Raw genomic sequence first — 23,168 nt, 5'->3', positions numbered from 1 at the left:
GTCTCAGTGTCCCCGAGCCCGTATTCAGTTGGCTTAGTTCCAGAAATGGGCCTGCACCTGCGCCCGGCGCGTGCCGTCTGGCGTTTCAACATCCAGTTCGGTTCCCGGCTCCCAATGGCTCAGACGGATCATTCCGATGGACACGTTTGTCTTGAAGTCTGGCGACCAAGCAGACGAGGTCACCTGCCCCACCCGCTTGCCATCCACGTACACCGGCCACGGCCGATCACAGGGCGGAACCGGATCGCCCTCGATCGCGATCGGGCGGATTTGCTGAACCGGTCCTTCTTTGGCGACCCGCAGCAACGCATCCCGTCCGATGCAGCCAATCGCCGTATGCGTGTTGCAGAACTTGCCCAACCCGCATTCATGCGGCGTGTTGTCGTCCGTCATGTCGTTGCCATATGACAGCAACCCACTTTCAATCCGTTCGATCAGGTTCGGACACCCAGCCCGCACATTCAGGTCTTCCCCGGCGGCAAACAACGCGTTCCACAGCGGCATGCCGATGTCGCGGCCCTCGACATAAATCTCGAACCCACCCTGTTTTGAGTAGCCCGAGCGCGCTACGGCCAGATCACGGCCTTCGAATGTGAACATGTCAAATTTGAAGAACCGGACATCACGCACCCTGTTGCCAAACACACGCGCCATCAGATCATCGGCCTTGGGTCCTTGAATAGCCAGGGGTGAGACATCCGGCTCGTCCACCAGCACATCCAGCCGGTATCCGTTCGCCACGCCTTTGACCCACAGCAGCAGGTCACTGTCGGCAATGGAAATCCACCACCGATCTTCTGAAAGCTTCACCGCAACCGGGTCATTCAGCATCCCGCCGGTTTCGTCCACGATGGGCACATAATAGCATTGACCCGGCAACATCCCGCGCAGATCACGTGGGGTCAGCATCTGCATCAGTCGTGCCGCGTCCGGTCCACGCAATTCCACCTGCCGTTCGCAGGACACGTCCCACACCTGCACATGTGTCTTCAGATGACGATAATCGGCCTCAACGCTTTCGAAAACCGTCGGCAGCAACATGCGGTTATACACCGTAAAGCCTTTGACCCCTGCGGCCTCCACTCCATCAGAAAAGGGCGTGCGCCGCAGACGACGAGACAGGGATATTTGCGGCATTCAGCCCTCCTTTGGCATGAAACAAAGATCACTGACCGGCGCTTCTGAGCCGGTTTCGGTCAGCATTTTGTGCAATTGACCGCGATGATGTGTCTGATGGTTGAAAAAATGCATCACACATTGCGCATAAGGCAATGTAATATCAGCTTCTTTCGCTGCAGAATACCAGGTGAACGGACCCGCAATCACTTCATCCCCCAGCGTTTCAGCCCAATCGAAGATACGCGCGTCCATGGTTTTCCGCAGAGACAGCCAACTGTCCAGATCGGGGCAGACATAGACGCTTTCATGGATGCCACCACCCGGACGATGGATGTTGCTTTCCGGGCCCGGCCCTTTGTCAAACCGAGACATCCAGATCCAGTCGCCCCATAACAAGTGGTTCGCAGTCCCAAGAATGGATCCGAAAAAGGCGCCCCGCTCCTGCACGAGTTCCTCAGGCGTAAGAGCTTGAAGAAACTCTGACAGCTGCCTGTTTTGCCAATGGTTGTAGCGCGCCATTTCACGCGCATAGGCCCCGGTAATCATCACTTTGGCCCGTGCCAGTCGATAGGGCATATCTCGGCAGATTTGCCACCAAAGTCCCAGACACGACCATAGTCGCGAACCTTGGACTTGGTTCCACGCGCCACGATGATATCTGGTCCCATCCAGTATTTCGAATTAGATACCATCACCGGATGTTCCGGGTCGCTGCCCGCCATCATCTCGATCTCACCCTGTATCTTGCGCCCGATGGCGATGCGGCGCTTGGTGCCGTCGCGCTCAATCTGGACCGGAGCGCGCTCGGCGCCGATGATCTCACTGACAAGCATTGTAAACAAACCTGTGGTGCCACCTGCCTGACCGCTGAAAATCTGGAGCAAACCGTTATACGCCTTGCCGCTGGCACGCTCGTCAACATAGGCGGCGACCTTCCATTGCCCCTCGCCCATACGGCCCGGAATATCGACCAGCAGCCCCACATTCAGGCCAGACAGATCCTCGCCCTCATAGTGTCCTTCGTCGATGATCACCCCCATCCATGCGTGGCAATGGCCTTCGGTCGGAGGATGTGCGCCCAGGGAAACCACACAGGGACAGAACACATCGCACGAACAGTTCAGGATCAGTTCGCCCTTGATGGCCCACTCGGTCGGGCTCATCTCGCGCCGCTTCGGGTTGGGCATACGGCTGTCGATCCGTTGACTGATCGGAAGCCTGTCCGCTTCGGGTTTTCTGTTTTTCGCCATCGGCTTATCCTCCGTATGCAAAGGGAAAGATCAGCAGGACAAGACCGCCTGCAATCAAAGCAAACCCCATCGGCCGAGTCACGGCATGCCCGATCTGGGGAAGTTTTTCCAAAACCATGAACAGCGTCGCCAGCCCCATCCACAGCAGGCTCATGACGCCACCAACGAAACCGAGGGCCATGAAACCCCAGCAACAGCCCACGCAAAAAGAGCCGAGGCCGAGGCCCATTTTCACACCACCCGTGAAACCGGCTTTCCAGTGGCCGAGGAAATAGGTCATCGGCGCATGGCAGACACCATGGCAGACCTCTTTCGCGCGTGTAAACTGGAATGCTCCAACTACGATCAGCAATCCTCCGGCGATCCAATTGGACTTGGCAATGCCCAACATGTCAACGAGGCCGCCAAACAAAAGAGCAAGCTGTACGCCGGCGATCAGCGCCGCAAACCCTACCCAGACGATGAAATACCCCGTCAGAACCCCCAGCCATCCGGCGCGCGTCCCGGTTGCACTGCGGATCAGGTCGTCATAGCTGCGCAGTGTTGGCACAAGCGTAGGCAACATCATTGCCGCCATCATGATCCCCCACATCCAGAACAGCGGACCAAATTCAGCCATGGGCATATACATGTCCATGCGCGGGTCCATCGCAGCCATGGCCTGCCCCATCGGGCCCGGGCGGCCGATCCAGTCCAGGTCCATGTCGCGGCTCATCGAGAACATGACCCACCAGGCCCACAGGATCAGAGCATAGAACGCCAGCCACATCCCGCTGCGGAACAATGCGCGACTCATGTGATCCTCCCGACTCAACTCTCTTGCTTTTCAAATGTCAGACTTTTAAATGTCAGACAAATAAAATCGTAAAATCGGCTGCAAAATGAAGATAGACCCTCGAAACCCCGCAGACCTTTCCGCCCAGATCGCGCAGGCCATTCGGGATGCGATTGTGTCGGGACAGTTGATCGTGGATGAGCGTCTGCCCTCAGAAGCCGAGCTTGCCGATCAGTTTCAGGTTTCGCGCCCCACTGTGCGCGAGGCGCTGAAACGTCTGGCCGCTCAATCCCTGATCCGAACCCAGCGCGGGGCAACCGGTGGGGCCTTTGTGAACCGCATCAGCTTTGAGGATGCGTACTCACAGCAGATCACGACCTCGACCTTGCTACTGTCGATGAACGCGGTCCGATTCGACACAGCCTGCGAGGCTCGGTACGCTTTGGAACGCGCCTGCGCCCCCTTGTCGGCACAGCGCCGGACAGCAGATCAACTTGCTACCATGCGGGCCGAGATATTCCGACAAGCACAACCCGGTCTGACCGATGAGGCGTTCTGCGCCTCGGACGTGGCCTTTCACCGGGCGCTGGTGGATGGTGCGGGCAACCCCGTACTGTCCTATCAACTGGCTGGCGCGGTTGAGGCGATGCAGCCCCTTATGAACATGATCACGTTCACAGCGCGGTCACGAGAAGAGATTATCTCTCTTCACACCAGGATCGCAGACGCACTTGAAGCTCAGGATGCTGCAACGGTGGATGCCACATTGGTCGAGTTGGAAACATATACGCGACAACTGGCGCAGGACGTGGCCGAGCGCAAACGCAGACCCGCCTGATACTGATCGGGCCCAGAGACTGACGCAGACGAACAGGCAAAAGGAAGCACGAGCAGGCAGGATGTCACCCGGCGCCAAGACCGGAACTCTCAATACAAATTGATTATCAATGACTTACGGGAGGACGTTATGAACACAAGACCGGACCCAACCTTTTATCCATCCGCCAAACTTGCGATGGAGGGCCCCACCGAAACACTTGCTTTCACACTGATGCTGAGCCCCGATTTTTCACAACCCGACGGGCTGGCGGTTGTGAATGTTGATCCCACATCGGACGACTATGGGAAAATCGTCCACAAGGTGATGATGCCGGAAAAAGGCGATGAGTTTCATCATTTTGGGTGGAATGCCTGTTCCTCGGCTTTGTCGCCCCTATCGGGTCACGCGTTTCTGGAACGGCGCTATCTGATCATCCCGGGCATTCGTTCCAGCCGGATCTACGTCATCGACGTCAAAAGCCCTCTGGAGGCCAAGATCCACAAAATCATCGAACCCGAAGAAGTCTTTGCAAAGACAGGGTATTCCAGACCTCACACCATCCATTGCGGACCTGAGGGCATCTATGTCAGCACCTTGGGCGGCGGCGGAGAGGACGGGACCGACGGCCCTCCGGGTATCTTCATCATGGATTGTGAAAGCTTCGAGATCATCGGACGGTATGAAATCGAACGCGGCGTGCAGGACAAGCACTATGATTTCTGGTGGAACCTGCCCCGCGACTACATGGTCAGTTCCGAATGGGGGCTGCCGCCACAGTTCGAAAACGGAATCGTGGCCGAGGACCTGCTGTCGAATAAATACGGCCACAGCATCCATTTCTGGAACCTGCGCAGCCGTACTAACATCCAAACCATTGATCTGGGCGAAAACCACCAGATGGCGTTGGAGATCCGGCCCGCACACGACCCCGTTAAGCAGTATGGGTTCTGCGGCGTCGTTGTGGACACAACGAACCTGCAAGGCGCGATCTTCACATGGTGGCGAAACGACGACGGCACGTTTGAGGCCAAGAAGACAATCACCATCGACCCGCAACCGGCTGAGCCAGATGACCTGCCCGATTTGCTGAAAGGTTTCTCGGCCGTTCCCCCGCTGGTGACGGATATCGACTTGAGCCTCGACGACAAGTACCTCTATGTCGCCTGCTGGGGTACTGGTGAGATGCACCAATATGACGTCTCGGACCCGATGAACCCGACACTGGCCGGCAAGGTCGAGATTGGCGGGATTGTCAAAAAGACCAAACATCCAAACGGTCAGGACTTTGGCTATGGCCCGCAAATGGTCGAAATCAGCCGCGACGGTAAGCGGGTCTACTGGACCAACTCGCTCTATTCTACGTGGGATGACCAGTTCTATCCGGGTGAGCGCGGCGCGGCGATGGTCAAAGCTGATGTCGGCGAGAACGGCGGCCTGACCTTGGATCCCAAGTTCTGGGTTGAGTTCCCCGAAGGTTATCGCAGCCACCAGATCCGGCTGGAGGGTGGAGACTGTTCGACCGACAGTTTCTGCTACCCCTCGGTCTGAGTTGGAATTTCTGATGACATCAACGGCTGGCCTCTGGCTGGCCGTTGTTCTCAGCGGTGCCTATCACGGGCTGAATCCCGGTATGGGCTGGCCGCTTGCTGTCTCGTCCGCGTTGATGGAGCAGCGCCAATCGGCCCTCTGGCGCGCCTTGGCGGCGCTTGCGGGCGGTCATTTCCTGGCGATGCTGGGTGTCCTGTTGCCATTTGCAATGATGGCCGTGTTGATCGACTACCAACGCGAAATCCGCATTGGGGCCGCGCTGATTGTCATTGCGATGGGGCTGTACATTGCCGTCACACGCAACCACCCCCGGTTTTTGTCGCGCGTGCCGCCCAGCAAACTCGCCCTTTGGTCCTTTCTGGTTGCGCTCGCCCATGGCGCGGCCTTGATGCTGGTTCCGATCTATCTGGGTCTATGCAATTTGGATGAGCTGGACGCGGGTCATCAGGCCATCTCTCAGATCATGACAACAAACACCCTGCTGGTTCTGGCCGTGGCCGCGCTCCACACGGCCGCAATGATCCTGGGAGGCGGTCTTCTGGCCTATGGCGTCTATCGCTGGCTCGGGCTGCAATTCCTATCACGGACGTGGTTCAACCTAGAACTCATCTGGGCACTCAGCCTGATTTTAGTCGGCGTTCTGGGGCTTTGGTCGGCAATCTAGTCGCCGCACGATCACCTTGCACATGTTCCGAAAAACCGCTTTGTCCTGCTTTGTAAGAAGTTAGGAGGTTTCGAAGTGTCCCAGAACACGCGCCCCACGGAATTTCTGCGTCAGGGCAAGGCTGCCGACTGGCAGGCCGCCACTACTCATGCTTTCACGCGCGAGCTGTCAGACGGCACCCTGCCCGAGGACAAGATGCGCTGGTATCTGCAACAGGACTATCAGTTCGTCGACGGCTTTGTCCGCCTGCTGGCCAGCGCCATCGCCCACGCGCCCACCCTGGCCGACAGCGTTCCGGCCGCACAGTTTCTGGCGGTGATTACTGGGCCTGAAAACACCTACTTCCTGCGCTCGCTCGAGGCGCTGGGCGCCCAACCCAGCACCGACCCTGCCCCCGCCACCAAGGCGTTTCAGGACCTGATGGCCGAGGCTGCGGCTTCGGGCCGGTATGAGAACATGCTTGCGGTTCTGGTTGTCGCCGAATGGGTCTATCTCAGCTGGGCCAGCCCGGAAAATCCGCCGAAACCCGATCTGCCCTTCTGGTTCGCGGAATGGATCACGCTACATGCCGGAGAAGGCTTCGAAAGCGTGGTCGAGTATCTGCGCGGGCAGCTCGACAAGACCTGGCCCACCTTGACGCCAGAGGCGCAAGCCGAAGTAACACGGCTGTTCCACCGGGCGATCGAGCTGGAGAAAGACTTCTTTGACACCGCCTACGCGGTGTAATCGGATAAAGGCACGATCATGGTACATATCCTCAACGTCATCGCGGCTCTGCTGACCATCGGCTTTGGCCTGTTCGGCTTTCTCGCACCTTTGCACACCGCGACGGCGCTGGATCTGGCCCCGACGAACAGCACCATGGGCTTGAGCGAGATGCGCGCCTCGGTTGGAGGGTTGTTTGTCGTCACCGGCATTGCCGTGATCTGGCTGAACCACCCCATGGCATACGCCATGCTGGGCGTAGCCTATGCCGGGGCGGCTCTGGGGCGGTTCGTGTCGGTGCTGCTGGACAATCCACCACTTGCCAAAGCCATGATTTTCGGGGGAATTGAGCTTGTCCTGGCCGTCTGGCTGATCGCTGCAAATCTGAACCGCAGCCCCTGATTTACCACGCGCTGCGGTCATTTCCGGGTTTGCATCCCGAAATCTCCTCACCTATATAAGTTCTGTCCTTCGGGACTATGGACATAAACGCGCTCGTAATAAGCGGATCGGACCCGGGGGCGGTACCCGGCGGCTCCACCAACCATCCTTCGTTTGAGGATCATGGGGCCGAAACAGGATCGACGAACGTCTAAAGGGGTTAGCTTTGTCTCGGCTGTCTGCCACCGTTACCGGCGAAAACAGTACAATTGCAAACGACAATCGTGCTCCGGTTGCAGTTGCTGCGTAAGCAGTAGCAAGACCGAAACTTAAGCCCTTGCGCCTAGCCGCGTAAGGCGGGGTTCGCAGGTACCTGGCAACAGAAACCTGCATTCCACACGTGTCCTGCATTCCACACAAGTATTGTCTGAGTTTAATTCTTTTTCTGTTCAGATTTAGAGTTTATTCATCCCTTTTGCCGATTGTCGTCCCAGACAGACAGGAGAGCCGGGATGACACACTCAGATATCCTAAAAGCGTGGTACGCTGACGTTTGGGAACAGGGAAACACCGACGCGATCGACCAATACTTTGCGCCCGACACGATGGCCGAGGGGATTATCCCTGAAATGCAGGTCGGCGCCGACGATTTCCGTGATCTGGTCATGGCCTTCCGACACGTTCTGGGTGAAATCACGGTGGAAATGCCCAAAATCATCGAAAACGGGGATTGGGTCTCTGCCATTCTACACGTCAAGACGTTCCGCGCCGACAATGGTGCACCGCTTGAGGTGACGGGTCAGGTCATGGCTCGGTTCAAAGACAACAAGATGGTCGAGGCCTACAACCAATTCGATTTCGTCTCGTTTTTTGAACAACTTGGGCAGTTTCCCCAGGATACGCTGCCCGTCTGCATGACCGGACAGCGGCTGGACTGGGCGTGACCTGCCAAGTTGCCTTGACCCACGGCATTCCAACACGCTAGCACAAGCCTCGGGATAGGATGCGACAGCCCAAGATTCGCATGTGTCCGCTGTTACAGGGAAACATGCCATGGCACGCGGGGCGCGGGACAGGTTTGACATTTGTCTTGAGATGGCGAAAGCCAGCGCAAGATGACACCGTCGTTTGCCGAGTTGATCCGGGTTTTCGGTCGCATCGGCCTGCTGTCCTTTGGCGGACCCGCGGCCCAGATATCGTTGATGCACCAGGAATTGGTGGAGCGGCGGCCTTGGCTGGATGAGCAAACCTACCTGCGCGCGCTGTCTCTGTGCATGCTGCTACCGGGGCCCGAGGCGATGCAATTGGCCACCTATGCCGGATGGCGCTTGCGAGGCGTAGCTGGCGGGTTGTTGGCCGGATCGCTCTTTGTCTTGCCGGGCGCTTTGGTCATCGCCGTTCTGGTTATGCTCTATGCAAGTTTCGGTGCCCTGCCCCTTGTCCAATCGGCCTTTGTTGGCATCAAGGCCACCGTGATCGTAATTGTTCTGCAGGCCCTGCTGAATCTTTCCCGCAAGGCGCTGACAGCCACTGAACACCGCATCATAGCCGGGCTGGGCTTTCTGGGTATCTTCCTGTTCAACCTTCCCTTTCCACTGATCATTCTTGCGGCTGCAATCTGGGGATATGTCTCGTTCCAGGGTCATGTTTCAGGGGCGATCCACTCGTCAGCCCCACCGCAGGCGCAACCGATGCGTACGGTCGCCCTTTGGCTCCCGATCTGGCTTGGTCCGCTGATCTTGCTGACGCTCTCGGGGCAACACTTGCTGAGTGATCTTGGCTGGTTCTTCGCGCGGCTGGCTGTTGTCACCTTTGGCGGAGCTTACGCGGTTCTGGCCTACATGACGCAGACCGTGGTCGACCAATACAACTGGATCAGCACAGGTCAGATGATTGATGCGTTGGGCCTTGCGGAAACCACGCCCGGTCCTTTGATTCTGGTCACACAATTCGTCGCGATGTTGACGGGACAGATGAATGGCGGTGTTTCGTTGGCGCTTGCGGCCGGGGCGGTCGCGCTTTGGGCAACCTTTGTGCCCTGTTTCCTGTGGATCTTTGTCGCGGCCCCATATCTGGACCACCTCGCAACCCGGCCACGCCTGTCTGCTGCCCTGCACGGGATCACCGCAGCGGTTGTGGGCGTGATTCTCAACCTGTCCGTGTGGTTTGCCCTGAACGTTCTCTTTGCCGCACTGACCGCGCAGACCTGGGGACGGATTTCAGTGCCTGTTCCAGACCTCAAATCGCTGGACTACGGTGCTGCCCTACTGACGTTTGCCGCTGGGGTATTGATTTTCCGAATGAAATTCGGGATGGCAACCGTGCTTGTGTCAATGGCATTGGCCGGAATGGCTATGCATTTATTCTGATCAATCTGGCGATACCCGCCCTTTCGTTTCCAGTCAAAACGCCTATGCTGGTGATGACCACTTTCGAGGATGACACATGTCGCAAGACATCGACTATGGAAATCTGATGCACACCGCCATGCGCGGCCTGATCAAGACCGTTCTGACCGATGTATCAAAAACCGGATTGCCCGGCGCGCATCATTTCTTCATTACCTTCGACACCCGTGAAGACGGTGTCGACATAGCTGACTGGCTTCATGATCGGTATCCGGAAGAGATGACGATCGTGATGCAGCACTGGTTCGAAAACCTGGAAGTCGGTGAAAACGGCTTTGCGATAACGCTGAATTTCGGCGACGCGCCCGAGCCGCTTTACATCCCTTATACGGCCATCAAAACCTTTGTGGATCCGTCCGTCGAATTCGGTCTTCGTTTTGAAGGCCCCGAGGACGATGTCGAAGATGAAGAGTATCTAGAAGATACGATCGAGGTTGAAGAAACCGAACCGCATCATGATGCGGATGTGGTGTCACTGGACAGCTTTCGGAAGTAATGGATCGACCCCGCAGGACGCGGGGTCTATTTTTTTCTCAGGAAGGTTTCGACCGCCCGGGATTTGTATCCGTTGATAAAGCGCGAAAAGGCCAGATCCAGCCCTCCGTCAGCCAGGGTTCGGTCGTATTGTTGCAATTCATAACCACCCTGCGCGTCAATAAACAGCGAGAAGACAGTCAGAGTGTCGCCGTCTATACGTCCCCACACAAATGGCTCACCCTTCATGGGGTTAAGGGGCACCTCATGCCCGAAAACGTTGCGCTGCATCGCTGCAGAAAACACATCGGGGCGATCTGAAGGTTGGAAATCGATTGAAAATTTCTGTTCCTTTACACGACCATCCAGTTTGTAGGTTGTCGTCTTCCAACTGACATTGAACCCGTTTCGTGTTTCGTTGATCGAAACGCTCATGTCCCTTGGGGTCGCGGTTCCATCATCATCAACGACATTTGCAGAGCCGATGTAATCCCCCACAAAGGGCGCAATATCCGCCGCGCGCGCCAAAGTGCCAAACAATGCCAGCACGATCGCCAGTGCGACAGGTCTCCATGGGATCATCCGAACTGTTGCGGGCATTGAATCCTCCATCACGACTGTTCGTCCACTTTAGCCGAGCTACGCGCCTGCACAATGGTACAGGATGGGCTGATTACGATTAAATTCAAATGCCTTGTCCCTATACGTTGCTGAGCCTTGAGTTTATGCTGCGCGCAACTCACCGATTGCACAAACGCAGCACTGTGGTTAAACGGCATACAACTGCATACCAGACGGAGTGACCGATGTCTCAGACCCGCACCGAATCCGACAGCTTTGGCCCGCTTGAGGTTCCTGCCGACAAATACTGGGGCGCACAAACACAGCGCTCGATCATGAATTTCCCCATTGGCTGGGAACGGCAGCCTGTGGCCATCGTGCGTGCGCTGGGCGTGATCAAAAAGGCTTGCGCGATGGAAAACAAAGCCACGGGCAAGCTGGACGCCAAGATCGCCGACGCGATCATTCAGGCCGCAGGTGAGGTGATCGAAGGCAAGTTCGACGACAATTTCCCATTGGTCGTTTGGCAGACCGGGTCCGGAACGCAATCGAACATGAACTCGAATGAGGTCATCGCGAACCGTGCAATCGAGATTCTGGGCGGCGTCATCGGTTCAAAAGACCCGGTCCATCCCAACGATCACTGCAACATGGGCCAATCGTCCAATGATACTTTCCCCACGGCCATGCATATTGCCACGGCCGTCAGCGTGCGCGACGTACTGCTGCCCGGCTTGACCAGATTTGCCGAAACACTTGAGGAAAAGGCGACTGAATTCGCGGGCATCATCAAAATAGGCCGCACACACACGCAAGATGCGACGCCGCTGACGCTGGAGCAGGAATTCGGCGCATACGCCCATCAGATTCGTCAGGGTATCGCGCGGATCAAGGCTTCTATGCCCGGCATCTACGAACTGGCGCAAGGTGGCACCGCCGTCGGTACCGGTCTGAACACCCACAACGGATGGGACGAAGCCGTCGCTGCCAATATGGCTGAAATCACCGGCCTGCCCTTCGTCACCGCACCGAACAAGTTTGAAGCCTTAGCGGCGCATGACGCCATGGTCTTCCTTTCAGGAGCTTTGGCGACCATTGCCGGTTCGTGCTACAAGATTGCCAACGACATCCGCCTGTTGGGCTCAGGCCCCCGCTCTGGTCTGGGCGAGTTGATCTTGCCAGAAAACGAGCCGGGCTCGTCGATCATGCCGGGCAAGGTGAACCCGACGCAGGCCGAAGCGCTGACCCAGGTTGCAGCCCATGTCATGGGCAATGACGCTGCAATCAAATTCGCGGGGTCTCAGGGTCACTTCCAACTGAACGTCTACAACCCGATGATGTCCTACAACCTTCTGCAGTCGATCCAGTTGCTGGGTGATGCCACCGACAGCTTTACCGAACGGATGTTGCGGGGCATCAAGGCCAATGAGCCGCGCATTGACAAACTGATGAAGGAATCGCTGATGCTGGTAACCGCGCTGGCACCAACCATCGGTTATGACAACGCAACCACCGTCGCGAAAACGGCGCACAAGAACGGCACCACCCTCAAGGAAGAGGCCATAGCGCTGGGTTTTGTGGACGAGGCGACCTTTGATGCCGTTGTCCGCCCCGAACATATGATTGGCCCGAAAGACTGATGGGTAAGCCGGTCAACCTGAACCGGTACCGAAAAGAAAAAGCACGGGCCGAAAAAAAGGCCTGCGCGGATCAGAACGCTGTGACGTTCGGGCGAACAAAGGCCGAGAAAGAGGTTGTGAAGCTGCGACAGGACAAGCAGGACCGCGACCTCGACAATCACGAGCTTGATAAATGAGTGGTCGCCCTGTCAAACACTCGCTAACCCTAAAGGGACACCGCACTTCGGTGTCTCTGGAAGATGAGTTTTGGCGAGCTTTCCGAAAAATCGCCGAAGAAAAAGAACAACCAATCAATGCGTTGGCGGCTGAGATTGATGTGGCGCGTGACCCTGAAACCGGGCTGGCCTCGGCCATACGTGTCTTTATTCTGAACTGGTATCGCGACAAGCATTAAGGCTTGCCAGACCCGTTTGTTCGCGCCTATTCTGCACGAGAACAAAAAGAGTACAACATGAGCAATCTCGTTCTTGGGCCGGATGGTCAGCCTCGATGTGCATGGTGCCAAGCCGCGCCCGAGTTTTTTGAGTACCACGACAACGAATGGGGTTATCCCGTTGCCGATGACCAGCGGTTGTTCGAGAAACTGTGCCTTGAAAGTTTTCAGTCCGGTCTCAGCTGGCGCACCATCCTGGCCAAGCGCGAGAGTTTTCGTGCTGCATTTTGTGGTTTTGATTTCAATACGGTGGCCGCGTTTACTGATGCAGATGTTGAGCGTCTCCTGCAGGACAAAAGCATCGTTCGTCATCGCGGCAAGATCGAAGCGGTCATCAACAACGCCCGTTGTGCGCAGGACCTCGTGGCCGCCGAAGGGTCTATCGCTGCCTATGTCTGGCGGTATGAGCCGGATACGCCGCCGGAACCGCAATCAGCCAGCACCTCGCCCGAATCCGTGGCGATGTCAAAAGACCTGAAAAAACGCGGGTGGAAATTCGTCGGCCCCACCACTGTTTTTGCCTTCATGCAAGCGATGGGGCTGATCAATGATCATGCGTCTGGCTGTATCAGCCGTGACAAAGCGGCAGAGCTGCGCCGCTCTTTCGTGAAACCGGTCTGAGGATCAGACCGACGCTTTGAAAATCTTGTTTATATTGCTGCCAAGGGAAGCGTTGAATTCTGCATCCGATTGCTGCTTTGACAGGCCCTCGGTCAGCGCGCGCGAGAACGAGGCGATCATCTTGCCGTTCTGGCCCAGCAGATCACAGGCCTGTTCGGTCGAATAGCCGCCCGACAGGGCCACGACGCGCAGAACACGCGGATGGTCAGCCAGCTCATCATACAAGTTGGCCGCGCTTGGGATCGTCAGTTTCAGCATGACCTCCTGCCCTTCGGCCAATTGGTCGAGGTTTTTCAGGATCTCAGCTTTCAGGATGTCCTCAGCTTCGGCCTTGGTGTTCGAGTTGATGTTCACCTCGGGCTCGACAATCGGCACCATGCCCGCGTCGGTTACAACACGCGCCACATCGAACTGCTGCGCAACAACGGCCGCGATGCCTTCTGCGTTCGCTTCGTGAATGACCGAGCGTTCCTTGGTTCCAAACACCCCTTCCGCCTTAGCGAGTGTCTCGGCCAGGCCTGGGATCGGCTTCATAATCTGAACGCCATTTGCAGTGTCTTCCAGACCCTTGTCGATCTTCAGAAACGGCACGATGCCTTTGACAGACCACAGGAAATCCGCGACTTTGCGGCCTTCGATCTCTTCGCCCAGAGTGCGTTCGAACAGGATCGCACCAATCACTTTGTCCTTGGTGAAATCATCCGCCAGAATGATCCGCGCCCGCATGCTCTGGATCTCGCCGAACATCTCTTCTTCGGAATTGTAGTCAGAGGCGTCCACACCATACAACGCCAGTGCCTTCGGGGTCGATCCGCCACTCTGGTCCAGTGCTGCTATAAAGCCTGCTCCGCCCGACATCTTTTCGCGCTGTTCTGCTTTGGACATAATGATTTCCCGTTCAAGACTGATTCCGATTTCCTTCACCGCATACAGCACAGCGATGGGTGATGGTAGTTTGTTAGCGCTCAACCACGCGCAACCAGATGCCATCTTTGGACCTTACGGTCAGATGGGCCACCGGGACAGGCGTTTTGCCTTGGATTTCTTCAAACCTGAAATGTCGCAGCAGCATCGACAGAATCAGCGGTCCTTCAACCATGGCAAACCCCGCGCCGGTACAGACCCGAGGACCGGTTGAAAACGGAATATAGGCCTCACGCTGGCAGGCCCTGCCATTCTCGGTGCTCCACCGCATGGGGTCGAACCCGTCCGGGTTGTCCCACAGCCGTTCCTGACGATGCAGGTGCCAGGGACTGATCACGATCTGCGATCCCTTTGGCACGTCCCTGTTCCTGAATGTCTCAGGGCACTGCGCCTGTCGCACCATCATCGGAACCGGCGGATAAAGCCGCAGAGCTTCGCGGAACACATCGCGGCTGAGCTTCAGTTTGGTCACACTCGCGAAGGACCAGTCGTCAAGTGCTTGGGCTTCGGCTGCGACCTTTTCTTGCCAATCGGGATACAGCGCCATCAGGTAAAGCGTCCAGGCCAGAGCCGACGCGCTGGTTTCATGCCCGGCGAGAAAAAAGATCGCAACCTGATCGATCATCTCATTCGTTTCGAAACAGCGGCCCGTTTCCGGGTCCGGTGTCGTCATGATCTTGGTCGCCAGATCATTCGGGGCGCGCCCTTCGGCAATCGCCACAGCGCGGTCCGACGTGAGCTGTGCGATCAGGTCTCGGATGTCCTGAGCGGTCCGGCGGGTTCTTGCGGAATGAAACCGGGGCAACCAGCGCGGCAAGGGCACAAAGGCGGCGAGGTTCAGCAATGGCTGTTCGCGCTGATAGGCCCGGAATTTGCGAAACACCTGTGCGGCGATTTCGTGTTCGATCGGCACCGAGAACAGGGTTCGAAAGATCACATCCGCAGCGGCATGACTTGTCACCTCTTCGCATTCGACCTGGGTGCCGATACGGGCGCGCAATCGATCTACAGAGGCCTCAGCCGCCGCCCGCATTGCCGGAAACGTGTCTTTCAGCCGCCCGCCTTCGAATGCAGGGTCGATAATACGCCGCTGACGTTTCCAATCGTTGCCATTGGTCAGGAACACGGAATTTCCCAGCAAAGGCCGCAGCCCTTCACTGATCCGATTGGATTTGGGAAAATCATCAGGGCGGTGTTTGAGAACCGTTTCTATCAAATCCGGCTGATTGATCATGTAGGACCGAAAGAACGGCGTGCGGAACTCGGCCATCCAGGCGCGATACAGGCGTTGAGGTTGAGCTGACAAAAGGTCCTGACGAAACAGTTTCAGGTAGCGCCAAAGTGACACGCGGTCCGGTCGTGGATGCGGCTTTGGTGGCGTCATGCACTCACATCCGTGTATTTCGACGTCGCTGTCTCGATCCGGGTTTTCGAGGGTTCCCGATCCGCAAACCTGGTGCCAAGCGTCTGAGGGCCGGCCGTGATCCGAAAATAGTCATAGGCACCGGGTCGGTCGAATGCGCAGAGATACTGGAAATGCAATCGGAAGAATTTCCAGCGCAACTCTTGCCAGCGTTCGGATGAAAGCGTCTGCGTAAAGGCCGCGGACAAGACCAGAGGCCAGATTTTGTCCTGCCCTGCGACGCCACTGACGGCTACGGGGTCGCACAGCGCAAAAGAACACCCGTCCCCCGGCGCCGAGACGTCCACCCATGTCAAAGCCTTCTGAGTCGACAGGAACCGCAGATCACCGCGCAGCTTTGTGGCCTTGGGCAAAAAGGAAACCATAGGCACCACATGCCCGAGGGTCAGCAGAGACAGCGCCGGTCTGCTCGGGATGCCACCCCGCGCCCGGATCACATCAGCCAGAACAGAAACACTCAGATGCGCGCCTGAACTGTGGCCGACAACCAAAACTTCGTCCACATCCGTGTCCAGGGTGGCATCAATGAGCCGCGCAAAATCATTGAGACGGTCTTGAAGCTCGACCGGTGTTTCTCCGGTCAATTGTGCTGAATAGGCGTAGTCATGCATGAGGTAGTAGGCGAATAGGCGGTTGTCGATCTTGCGAAACCAACTCAGCAAAACATAGGCCAAGGCCAAAGCGGGCAGCACGCCCCACCATCCCATCAACGCCGTGACCACGACAACAACGATCAGTGCAGCCAGCAATTGCAACAACAGCATCCCAACCGGATACAACGCGGCGATGACGGGCCCCTTTCTGAGGTGCCTCAACCGCTTCAAGGTGCCTGTGGACATATAGGTCCAGGCTGTGCGCCCCAGCTGCATGTAGGTCGCCAGAATCGATCCCGACATGCTGTCGCGCACGATGTCGGACCAGACCAGAACCTCAATTTCGGTCTGAACTGTTGCTCCGTCCTGCACCGACGAAACATGCCAACCGAATGGGCCGTCGCCCGATTTGGGGGATATCGAAATCTGATAGTCGGAAATCTGTGCCTGCGCCTGGGATTCCGTCCGATAGAGCTCACGGTATCTGCGCGCCGGAATCGGGTCGTATCCGGGGATATAGAACACCCGTCGCTTGCGCACCTGTGGCTGATTGTTCCGACTGCTCATGGCCTTACCTTCTGCCCGGCAGACTAGCCCAGCATTGCGACCAAGATAAGGACGATCAGCCCAGAACCGCCAACGCCGGGAAGGTTTCCAGCAGCCACCAGCTGAATTCGGTGAACAAACCCGTGATCAGCATGATTCCCACGAACAACAGCAGACCGCCCATCACCTTTTCGATCGTGCCCATGTAAGGTTTGATTCGGTTCATCACGCTCATCGAGCGGTTCAGGAACATCGCCGCCAGCAGGAACGGAATGCCCAGCCCCGCCGCATACACGCCAAGCAGCAATGTCCCGCGCGCAACCGAAGCCTCGGAGGCGGCCAAGGACAGAATTGCGCCCAACTGAGGACCAATGCAGGGCGTCCACCCGAAGGCAAACGCAAGACCCAAAATATAGGCCCCAAACACCGAACCACCTGAGTCGCCAGTTTCGACACGGGCTTCGCGGTCCAGAAGCGGAATACGGAAGACGTTCAGGAAATGCAGACCAAAGACAATGACCACGGCCCCCGAAGCCTTGGCAAAAAGCACCTGGTTCTTCAGAACAAACGCCCCAAAGGCTGACGCGGTAAAGCCCAGTAAAAGAAACACCGTCGACAGGCCCAGAACAAAGAACAGCGCCGACAGAGTTGCCTTGCGACGCGCCCGGGCCTCGTCCTGCATCTCGTTGATGGTCACACCGCTCATATACGCCAGATAGGGTGGCACAATTGGCAGAACGCAGGGCGAAAGAAAGCTGATCAGCCCGCCAATCATGGCGATGAACATGGCAGGCAGAAGACCCGCGTCGATGATATCAATTCCGAACATAACTCAGCACATATGATATGTGTGCGGCTTCGTCACGGGGCCATTCAGTCACATCCTCGTGGTTGCACGCTGGACACCGGCCCAAAGTGGAAATATCTGAACCTTATGTCAAATCCATCTGAAACTCTGGATGCATTGGGTCTGCTATGCCCGCTGCCGGTCCTGAAAGCGCGTAAACGCCTCAAGTCTCTGCCCGGTGGTGCAGTCCTGCGCGTGCTGGCCGATGATCCTGCTGCGATCATCGATGTCCCACATTTCTGCTCCGAAAGCGGCCACACGTTGTTGTCGCAAAGCGAAGAGAACGGTCATCAGGTCTATCTGATCCGGAAATCCGGCTGAAAACCGGGGATCGACTAGGACAAAAAAAGGCGGGCTTGCGGCCCGCCTTTTTTGTTCTTGTACTACTGACCCAAAGACCACCATCCACGCCGTTTTGGCTTGGGTGGGTCGCTGGGCTTTTCAGGTTCTTCTGCCACTGTTTCCAGCACAGGTTCGGCAGGGGTTTCTTCGATGACCGGTTCGGCAACAACCTCAGCAACCTGCTCCAACTCGGCGGGTTCTTCTGCGGCCGCTACAGGTTCGGCAGTCTGGTCTTCGGTTTCTGCAGTCTCAGCCGCTACGTCCACGCCGGCATCGGGTTGGGACGGCTCTGCTAGAACCTTGTCTGCCTCAGCTTCCGCCGGGGGTTCTTCAGGCTGCTCCACCTTTTCCTCGGGCTCGGCGACAGGTGCCGCGTTGTCTTCGGCCACCTCGGTGCCTTGCTCGGCAGGCGCGTCTTGCGGTGCGGCGGTTTCTTCCTCCGCCGTGACTGCGTCGGCATCTTTTTTCTTGCGACGCGGCGCGCGACGGCGTTTCGGCTTGGCGGGCTTTTCGTCTTCTGACGACGCCTCTGCCTCGTCTTCCGCCTTGGTCTCGTCAGCCGCGTCCTCGACCGCAGGCGCATCTTCGGTCACGGTTTCACCGTTCTCTGATCCGGCCTCTTGCGGATCGGCCCCGTTGCCGCCCTTCTTCCGACGGCGGCGGCGACGTTTGCGCTTGGGCTTGGCCTCTTCATCGGTCTGAACAGTTTCATCCTCGACCTCGGCCTCGTCCTCATCCGACGCATCGACCAGGTCCATCAGCGACGCGTTTGCCGACACGACCGGCGCGGTCGCTTCGGGTACAATTCGGCTGGCGGTCTTGAATTTCTCCATCGAGAAATCCGGGCTGACCAGATGAAGATCCCCCTCAACCCGCACTGACAGGCCATAGCGCGCTTCGATCTGAGCGATATGTTCACGCTTCTGGTTCATCAGGAAGTTGGCAATACCAACCGGGCAACGCACCAGGACCTCGCGGGAACGACGACGGGTGCCTTCCTCTTCGATCTGACGCAGGATCGACAGGGCCATGTTGTCGTCCGAACGGATCAGACCGGTCCCATGACAGGCCGGGCAAGGCTGCGTCGTCGCTTCCAGCATACCGGGGCGCAGGCGCTGGCGGCTCATCTCCAACAGGCCAAAGCCCGAGATGCGCCCGACCTGAATTCGCGCGCGGTCGGTTTTCAGCTTTTCCTTGAGACGTTTCTCGACAGCCGCATTGTTCTTGCGCTCGTCCATGTCGATGAAGTCAATCACGATCAGACCGGCGAGGTCCCGCAGACGCAGTTGGCGCGCAACTTCTTCGGCCGCCTCGATGTTGGTCTTAAGCGCCGTTTCCTCGATCGAACCTTCCTTGGTCGCCCGACCCGAGTTCACGTCGATCGCCACCAGCGCTTCGGTCACACCAATCACGATGTAACCACCAGATTTCAGCTGAACAGTCGGGTTGAACATCCCCGCCAGATAGCTTTCGACCTGATAGCGCGCGAACAATGGCAGCGCGTCCTCGTACCGTTTCACGTTCTTTGCGTGGGACGGCATGATCATTTTCATGAAGTCCTTCGCGATGCGATAACCGCCTTCGCCTTCGACCAGAACCTCGTCAATGTCGCGATTATAAAGATCGCGGATCGACCGTTTGATCAGATCGCCTTCTTCGTAGATTTTTGCGGGCGCGATGGACTCCAGCGTCAGTTCGCGGATCTGTTCCCACAGGCGCTGAAGGTATTCATAGTCGCGCTTGATCTCGGATTTGGTACGTTTCGCACCAGCTGTCCGGATGATCAGGCCCGCACCCGTAGGGACGTCGATCTCTGCCGCGATCTCCTTCAGCTTTTTACGGTCCGGCGCATTGGTGATCTTGCGGCTGATCCCGCCACCACGCGCTGTATTTGGCATCAACACACAATAGCGACCGGCCAGCGACAGATATGTCGTCAGTGCCGCGCCTTTGTTGCCGCGTTCTTCCTTGACGACCTGCACCAGCAGGACCTGGCGGACCTTGATCACTTCCTGAATCTTGTAGCGACGTGGACGCGGCTTGCGCGGTGGACGAATATCCGCGCTGTCGTCTTCGTCGGCAACCGACTCGATCGAGTCATCCTTGGCTGTCGCATCTGACGGCTCGTCACCGTCTTCGTTCTCATCGTCCTCGGCGTCGGCTTTCGCGTCGTCGGTGTCCGGCTCCTCGGCTTCGGCGGCCTCATCGTCCGATGAGGGAACATCCTCGCTCGACCCGTCCACCTCCTCGATGGATTCGGCGACGTCAGCGTCTCCTGCTGCGTCGTCGTCAATTGGCTGAACCTCGGCCTCGGCATTGTCGTCGGTCGCTTCTTCGGACGGCGCATCGTCATCCACGGGCTCTTCAACTGGCGTGTCCGCAACCAATTCAACGGGCGAGGTTCCTTCGGGCACCTCGACATCAGCTTCGTCCCCATCTTCCAGATCGATGGTTTCCATACCGGTCGGTTCCGACGACACCTCAATTGATTCGACCACGTCATCGGATTTAACGTCAGCAGCCTTGGTCCGCGCCCGTGAGCGGCGCTTTTTCGGCTTTGCCTCTTCCGCCTCATCCCGCGCCTTCATGGCCTCGGCATAAGCGCGTTCTTCCTCCATCAGCGCCTCACGGTCGGCGACGGGGATCTGGTAGTAGTCGGGATGAATCTCGGAAAACGCCAGAAAACCGTGCCGGTTCCCACCGTAGTCCACAAAGGCCGCCTGCAGCGACGGCTCGACCCGAGTTACTTTTGCAAGATAGATGTTGCCAGCAAGCTGGCGTTTGTTTTCGGATTCAAAATCGAACTCCTCGACCTTGTTTCCGTCGACCACCACGACGCGGGTTTCCTCCGCGTGGGTGGCATCGATAAGCATTTTCTTAGCCATGTGTCCTTGGTGCACCGCGCCAAACGCGTTGTCCTAACCCATCCAGGCGGACAGGCGCATTTGGGAAGGTGTCTTGTCAGGGCGATATCGGACGGCGCGCGGCAGGGTCTGGCGCTTTGGCCCCCTGCCCGGTCACTCAATCGTTGCGCGCGCGTCATCGCGGTTCTTCTCCGACAGGCCCGGTCATTGCCGCAGCCCGCCCATTTATTCCTTTTGCCCAGGCATCCCGGGCTCAGGTACTCATTGCCCCAGCGGGGCACAATCGGTCTGCCGTGCCATGCAAGACTGTTCATCACGTGCGGCACTGCAGCGAAACTCAAAGCATCAGGTCTTATGGGCGCAAAAATCGCCCAGCCCGTCTGGACACAATAAATGCACTCCTGTGGAAAACACAATGGGCAAACTGCACGGTCTGGTTTCTGCACCAAGATAGACACCGAGGTCGCAAACAGAACAGACTATGTCGGGTCGATCACTATCGTCGGTTTTGAAGACATGAGGAAACACATGCCGAACGAGATCTGGAAAATCCGTCTGGTCAGCCGCACCATTGGTGCGGATCGCGGGCGCGCGGCACGGGGACGCCCAGGTCAGTTGTGATCTCGGCCTCTTAGACGTTTTCTCAATACCCGGACCACTATCATGAACGATCAATCTCGCAGCTCTTCCCGAAGCGGTGGACGCGCTGCGCGCCGTGCCGCCCGTGCCACTGCCCTGCCGGACCATCTGCGTCCTGTGCGCCCAGGAATGGAGGGCGGTACATACAAACCCTTGTCGCAATCTCAGGTCGAGCGCATTCACGAAGCTGCCCTGCAGGCGCTTGAGACCATCGGCCTTGCGGATGCACCGCAAAGCGGCATCGATTATCTTGTTGGCGCAGGCTGTATTTTGGGCGACGACGGACGCATCCGGTTCCCCCGTGCGCTGGTCGAAGACACCGTCGCCAAGGCCAATCGCTCGGTGACGTTGTATAGCCGGGATGGGAATACCGATCTGGAACTGTCCGGCACCAAGGTACACTACGGAACCGCCGGCGCCGCTGTCAGCATGGTCGATGTCCACGGGCGCAACTATCGCGATTCCACCGTACAGGACCTGCACGATGCCGCGCGGATCTGCCAACAGCTCGACAATATCCATTTTGTACAGCGCCCGATGGTATGCCGGGACATCCTGGACAATCTCGAGATGGACTACAACACGGTTTATGCTGCGTGCTCAGGAACTTACAAGCACATCGGCACCTCGTTCACCGAGCCGTCACACGTTGCACCAGCAGTTGAAATGTTGCATATGATTGCCGGTGGCGAGGACAGATGGCGCGAGCGGCCTTTCGTCTCCAACTCGAACTGCTTTGTGGTTCCGCCGATGAAATTCGCGACGGAAAGCTGCGAAGTAATGGAGGAATGCATAAAGGCCGGGATGCCGGTATTGTTGCTTTCGGCTGGCATGGCCGGGGCAACCGCCCCCTCGACAATCGCAGGCGCCATCACTCAGGCCACCGCAGAATGCCTTGCGGGTCTGGTTTACGTAAATGCCGTAAGCCCCGGAGCACCGGCTATTTTTGGAACATGGCCGTTTGGTCTGGACCTGCGCACAGGTGCCATGTCCATCGGTTCGGGTGAGCAGGCGCTTTTGACCGCCGGTTGCGCTCAGATGCACCAGTTCTACGATTTGCCCGGTGGGGCCGCTGCAGGTGCCTCAGATTCAAAGCTGCCCGACATGCAGGCCGGATGGGAGCAGATGTGCTCGAACGTCATGGCCGGATTGTCCGGGCTGAACATGGTGTACGAAGCGGCCGGAATGCACGCGTCGCTGCTGGGTTTCTGTTTTGAAAGCTTGATCCTGAGCGATGATCTCATCGGACAGGCACAACGCTGCGTGCGCGGGATCGAAGTCTCGGACGAGACGTTGGCCCTGGATCAGATCGCCGAGGTCTGTATGGGCGGACCGGGCCACTATCTCGGAACGGATGCGACCCTGAGCCGGATGCAAGCCGACTACGTCTATCCCATTTTCGGGGATCGGACGTCGCCAAAAGAATGGGCGGAACTTGGAAAGCCGGATTTGCTGGACAAGGCGACAGCACGCAAGGAAGAAATCCTTCGCACACCGTCACCAGCCCGGTTCGATCCTCTGCTGGATGCTGAACTACGAAGCAAGTTTAACATTCACTTGTCTGCGTAACCTGTTGAAATTGGCGGCCCGA

At 57.6% G+C, this 23,168-nt stretch carries 24 protein-coding genes and 1 other RNA gene; 15 read left to right on the top strand and 10 right to left on the bottom strand.

Translation table 11 applies throughout. From position 1 onward, the window contains the following. Nucleotides 1-33: 33 nt before the first annotated feature. From ACR0L4_RS03150 to ACR0L4_RS03135, 4 genes are read right to left on the bottom strand one after another with little or no spacing between them, the layout of a single operon-like run. Entirely contained in the window at nt 34-1,137 is a 1,104-nt protein-coding gene (locus ACR0L4_RS03150) for a dimethylsulfoniopropionate demethylase (protein ID WP_480510512.1), read from the bottom strand. Further along, nucleotides 1,138-1,695 carry a DinB family protein gene (locus ACR0L4_RS03145; protein WP_480510510.1) on the bottom strand — a complete coding sequence of 186 codons (558 nt, stop codon included), beginning with the start codon at nt 1,693-1,695 and terminating at the stop codon, nt 1,138-1,140. Next, nucleotides 1,665-2,369, bottom strand: coding sequence for a DUF1326 domain-containing protein (locus ACR0L4_RS03140; protein WP_170748761.1), 705 nt, complete (start codon nt 2,367-2,369; stop codon nt 1,665-1,667). Before ACR0L4_RS03140 ends, ACR0L4_RS03145 begins: the two co-directional genes overlap by 31 nt. Before the next feature lie 4 nt (nt 2,370-2,373). After that, nucleotides 2,374-3,165, bottom strand: coding sequence for a DUF2182 domain-containing protein (locus ACR0L4_RS03135; RefSeq protein ID WP_480510508.1), 792 nt, complete (start codon nt 3,163-3,165; stop codon nt 2,374-2,376). An 85-nt stretch (nt 3,166-3,250) separates the two neighbouring features. On the opposite strand from ACR0L4_RS03135, the gene ACR0L4_RS03130 reads away from it, so the two are divergent. The 9 genes from ACR0L4_RS03130 to ACR0L4_RS03090 all read left to right on the top strand — a co-directional run bounded on the left by ACR0L4_RS03130 (nt 3,251) and on the right by ACR0L4_RS03090 (nt 10,166). Further along, on the top strand, nt 3,251-3,982 hold the full coding sequence (locus ACR0L4_RS03130) for a GntR family transcriptional regulator (RefSeq protein WP_170748759.1): 732 nt from the start codon (nt 3,251-3,253) through the stop codon (nt 3,980-3,982). Between the two features lie 129 nt (nt 3,983-4,111). Continuing rightward, the gene (locus ACR0L4_RS03125; protein ID WP_480510506.1) at nt 4,112-5,512 is read left to right on the top strand and encodes a selenium-binding protein SBP56-related protein; all 1,401 of its coding nucleotides are present in this window, start codon (nt 4,112-4,114) and stop codon (nt 5,510-5,512) included. A 13-nt stretch (nt 5,513-5,525) separates the two neighbouring features. Next, on the top strand, nt 5,526-6,176 hold the full coding sequence (locus ACR0L4_RS03120) for a hypothetical protein (protein ID WP_170373782.1): 651 nt from the start codon (nt 5,526-5,528) through the stop codon (nt 6,174-6,176). Between the two features lie 75 nt (nt 6,177-6,251). After that, nucleotides 6,252-6,902: a TenA family protein gene (locus tag ACR0L4_RS03115; protein ID WP_480510504.1), complete on the top strand. Its 651-nt coding sequence runs from the start codon at nt 6,252-6,254 to the stop codon at nt 6,900-6,902. A gap of 18 nt (nt 6,903-6,920) precedes the next feature. Then, nucleotides 6,921-7,283 (top strand): DUF4345 family protein, encoded by a 363-nt coding sequence (locus ACR0L4_RS03110; protein ID WP_170748756.1) that lies wholly within the window; start codon nt 6,921-6,923, stop codon nt 7,281-7,283. 25 nt (nt 7,284-7,308) lie between these two features. Beyond that, nucleotides 7,309-7,656: a transfer-messenger RNA gene (ssrA, locus tag ACR0L4_RS03105) on the top strand. Between the two features lie 118 nt (nt 7,657-7,774). Continuing rightward, entirely contained in the window at nt 7,775-8,206 is a 432-nt protein-coding gene (locus ACR0L4_RS03100; protein WP_170748755.1) for a nuclear transport factor 2 family protein, read from the top strand. Nucleotides 8,207-8,377: 171 nt separating this feature from the next. Continuing rightward, entirely contained in the window at nt 8,378-9,631 is a 1,254-nt protein-coding gene (gene chrA, locus ACR0L4_RS03095; protein ID WP_480510501.1) for a chromate efflux transporter, read from the top strand. 76 nt (nt 9,632-9,707) lie between these two features. Then, entirely contained in the window at nt 9,708-10,166 is a 459-nt protein-coding gene (locus ACR0L4_RS03090; RefSeq protein ID WP_480510499.1) for an SspB family protein, read from the top strand. Between the two features lie 26 nt (nt 10,167-10,192). Here the strand turns inward: ACR0L4_RS03090 and ACR0L4_RS03085 are convergent, their stop codons facing one another. Continuing rightward, nucleotides 10,193-10,744: a hypothetical protein gene (locus ACR0L4_RS03085; protein ID WP_170748752.1), complete on the bottom strand. Its 552-nt coding sequence runs from the start codon at nt 10,742-10,744 to the stop codon at nt 10,193-10,195. 206 nt (nt 10,745-10,950) lie between these two features. Between ACR0L4_RS03085 and fumC the strand changes: the two genes are divergently transcribed. Genes fumC through ACR0L4_RS03065 form a run of 4 tightly spaced genes read left to right on the top strand, consistent with a single transcriptional unit; the run spans nt 10,951 to nt 13,399 of the window. Continuing rightward, a complete protein-coding gene (fumC, locus tag ACR0L4_RS03080) occupies nt 10,951-12,345 on the top strand; it encodes a class II fumarate hydratase (protein WP_480510497.1) in 1,395 nt (464 codons plus the stop codon). Then, on the top strand, nt 12,345-12,521 hold the full coding sequence (locus ACR0L4_RS03075; protein ID WP_480510495.1) for a DUF4169 family protein: 177 nt from the start codon (nt 12,345-12,347) through the stop codon (nt 12,519-12,521). The genes fumC and ACR0L4_RS03075 overlap by 1 nt, the downstream gene beginning before the upstream one ends. Continuing rightward, nucleotides 12,518-12,739 (top strand): ribbon-helix-helix domain-containing protein, encoded by a 222-nt coding sequence (locus tag ACR0L4_RS03070; protein ID WP_170748749.1) that lies wholly within the window; start codon nt 12,518-12,520, stop codon nt 12,737-12,739. Before ACR0L4_RS03075 ends, ACR0L4_RS03070 begins: the two co-directional genes overlap by 4 nt. A 57-nt stretch (nt 12,740-12,796) precedes the next feature. Then, complete coding sequence (locus tag ACR0L4_RS03065) at nt 12,797-13,399, top strand: DNA-3-methyladenine glycosylase I (protein ID WP_480510493.1); 603 nt, start codon at nt 12,797-12,799, stop codon at nt 13,397-13,399. A 3-nt stretch (nt 13,400-13,402) separates the two neighbouring features. On the opposite strand, the gene ACR0L4_RS03060 is transcribed toward ACR0L4_RS03065, so the two are convergent. From ACR0L4_RS03060 to ACR0L4_RS03045, 4 genes are all read right to left on the bottom strand, one after another. Continuing rightward, on the bottom strand, nt 13,403-14,284 hold the full coding sequence (locus ACR0L4_RS03060) for a fructose bisphosphate aldolase (RefSeq protein ID WP_480510491.1): 882 nt from the start codon (nt 14,282-14,284) through the stop codon (nt 13,403-13,405). 73 nt (nt 14,285-14,357) lie between these two features. Then, nucleotides 14,358-15,707 carry a cytochrome P450 gene (locus tag ACR0L4_RS03055; RefSeq protein WP_480510489.1) on the bottom strand — a complete coding sequence of 450 codons (1,350 nt, stop codon included), beginning with the start codon at nt 15,705-15,707 and terminating at the stop codon, nt 14,358-14,360. Continuing rightward, nucleotides 15,704-16,906, bottom strand: a complete 1,203-nt coding sequence (locus ACR0L4_RS03050; protein WP_480510487.1) for a hypothetical protein — start codon at nt 16,904-16,906, stop codon at nt 15,704-15,706. The genes ACR0L4_RS03055 and ACR0L4_RS03050 overlap by 4 nt, the downstream gene beginning before the upstream one ends. 55 nt (nt 16,907-16,961) lie before the next feature. After that, nucleotides 16,962-17,714, bottom strand: a complete 753-nt coding sequence (locus tag ACR0L4_RS03045; protein WP_170748744.1) for a cytochrome c biogenesis protein CcdA — start codon at nt 17,712-17,714, stop codon at nt 16,962-16,964. A gap of 105 nt (nt 17,715-17,819) precedes the next feature. On the opposite strand from ACR0L4_RS03045, the gene ACR0L4_RS03040 reads away from it, so the two are divergent. After that, entirely contained in the window at nt 17,820-18,053 is a 234-nt protein-coding gene (locus ACR0L4_RS03040; RefSeq protein WP_170748743.1) for a sulfurtransferase TusA family protein, read from the top strand. A 62-nt stretch (nt 18,054-18,115) separates the two neighbouring features. Here ACR0L4_RS03040 and ACR0L4_RS03035 read toward each other — a convergent pair whose 3' ends face one another. Further along, a complete protein-coding gene (locus tag ACR0L4_RS03035) occupies nt 18,116-20,959 on the bottom strand; it encodes an Rne/Rng family ribonuclease (RefSeq protein ID WP_480510485.1) in 2,844 nt (947 codons plus the stop codon). Nucleotides 20,960-21,601: 642 nt separating this feature from the next. Between ACR0L4_RS03035 and ACR0L4_RS03030 the strand changes: the two genes are divergently transcribed. Then, entirely contained in the window at nt 21,602-23,146 is a 1,545-nt protein-coding gene (locus ACR0L4_RS03030) for a trimethylamine methyltransferase family protein (RefSeq protein ID WP_480510483.1), read from the top strand. Nucleotides 23,147-23,168: the final 22 nt, after the last annotated feature.

Source organism: Ruegeria sp. AB5 (assembly GCF_056542645.1).
This window is presented reverse-complemented; position numbering and strand designations above follow the sequence as displayed.

Coding starts and splice junctions, on each gene's coding strand:
- ACR0L4_RS03150 (WP_480510512.1), bottom strand. CDS start 1,137: ATGCCGCAAATATCCCTGTCTCGTCGTCTGCGGCGCACGCCCTTTTCT.
- ACR0L4_RS03145 (WP_480510510.1), bottom strand. CDS start 1,695: ATGCCCTATCGACTGGCACGGGCCAAAGTGATGATTACCGGGGCCTAT.
- ACR0L4_RS03140 (WP_170748761.1), bottom strand. CDS start 2,369: ATGGCGAAAAACAGAAAACCCGAAGCGGACAGGCTTCCGATCAGTCAA.
- ACR0L4_RS03135 (WP_480510508.1), bottom strand. CDS start 3,165: ATGAGTCGCGCATTGTTCCGCAGCGGGATGTGGCTGGCGTTCTATGCT.
- ACR0L4_RS03130 (WP_170748759.1), top strand. CDS start 3,251: ATGAAGATAGACCCTCGAAACCCCGCAGACCTTTCCGCCCAGATCGCG.
- ACR0L4_RS03125 (WP_480510506.1), top strand. CDS start 4,112: ATGAACACAAGACCGGACCCAACCTTTTATCCATCCGCCAAACTTGCG.
- ACR0L4_RS03120 (WP_170373782.1), top strand. CDS start 5,526: ATGACATCAACGGCTGGCCTCTGGCTGGCCGTTGTTCTCAGCGGTGCC.
- ACR0L4_RS03110 (WP_170748756.1), top strand. CDS start 6,921: ATGGTACATATCCTCAACGTCATCGCGGCTCTGCTGACCATCGGCTTT.
- ACR0L4_RS03100 (WP_170748755.1), top strand. CDS start 7,775: ATGACACACTCAGATATCCTAAAAGCGTGGTACGCTGACGTTTGGGAA.
- chrA (WP_480510501.1), top strand. CDS start 8,378: ATGACACCGTCGTTTGCCGAGTTGATCCGGGTTTTCGGTCGCATCGGC.
- ACR0L4_RS03090 (WP_480510499.1), top strand. CDS start 9,708: ATGTCGCAAGACATCGACTATGGAAATCTGATGCACACCGCCATGCGC.
- ACR0L4_RS03085 (WP_170748752.1), bottom strand. CDS start 10,744: ATGCCCGCAACAGTTCGGATGATCCCATGGAGACCTGTCGCACTGGCG.
- fumC (WP_480510497.1), top strand. CDS start 10,951: ATGTCTCAGACCCGCACCGAATCCGACAGCTTTGGCCCGCTTGAGGTT.
- ACR0L4_RS03075 (WP_480510495.1), top strand. CDS start 12,345: ATGGGTAAGCCGGTCAACCTGAACCGGTACCGAAAAGAAAAAGCACGG.
- ACR0L4_RS03070 (WP_170748749.1), top strand. CDS start 12,518: ATGAGTGGTCGCCCTGTCAAACACTCGCTAACCCTAAAGGGACACCGC.
- ACR0L4_RS03065 (WP_480510493.1), top strand. CDS start 12,797: ATGAGCAATCTCGTTCTTGGGCCGGATGGTCAGCCTCGATGTGCATGG.
- ACR0L4_RS03060 (WP_480510491.1), bottom strand. CDS start 14,284: ATGTCCAAAGCAGAACAGCGCGAAAAGATGTCGGGCGGAGCAGGCTTT.
- ACR0L4_RS03055 (WP_480510489.1), bottom strand. CDS start 15,707: ATGACGCCACCAAAGCCGCATCCACGACCGGACCGCGTGTCACTTTGG.
- ACR0L4_RS03050 (WP_480510487.1), bottom strand. CDS start 16,906: ATGAGCAGTCGGAACAATCAGCCACAGGTGCGCAAGCGACGGGTGTTC.
- ACR0L4_RS03045 (WP_170748744.1), bottom strand. CDS start 17,714: ATGTTCGGAATTGATATCATCGACGCGGGTCTTCTGCCTGCCATGTTC.
- ACR0L4_RS03040 (WP_170748743.1), top strand. CDS start 17,820: ATGTCAAATCCATCTGAAACTCTGGATGCATTGGGTCTGCTATGCCCG.
- ACR0L4_RS03035 (WP_480510485.1), bottom strand. CDS start 20,959: ATGGCTAAGAAAATGCTTATCGATGCCACCCACGCGGAGGAAACCCGC.
- ACR0L4_RS03030 (WP_480510483.1), top strand. CDS start 21,602: ATGAACGATCAATCTCGCAGCTCTTCCCGAAGCGGTGGACGCGCTGCG.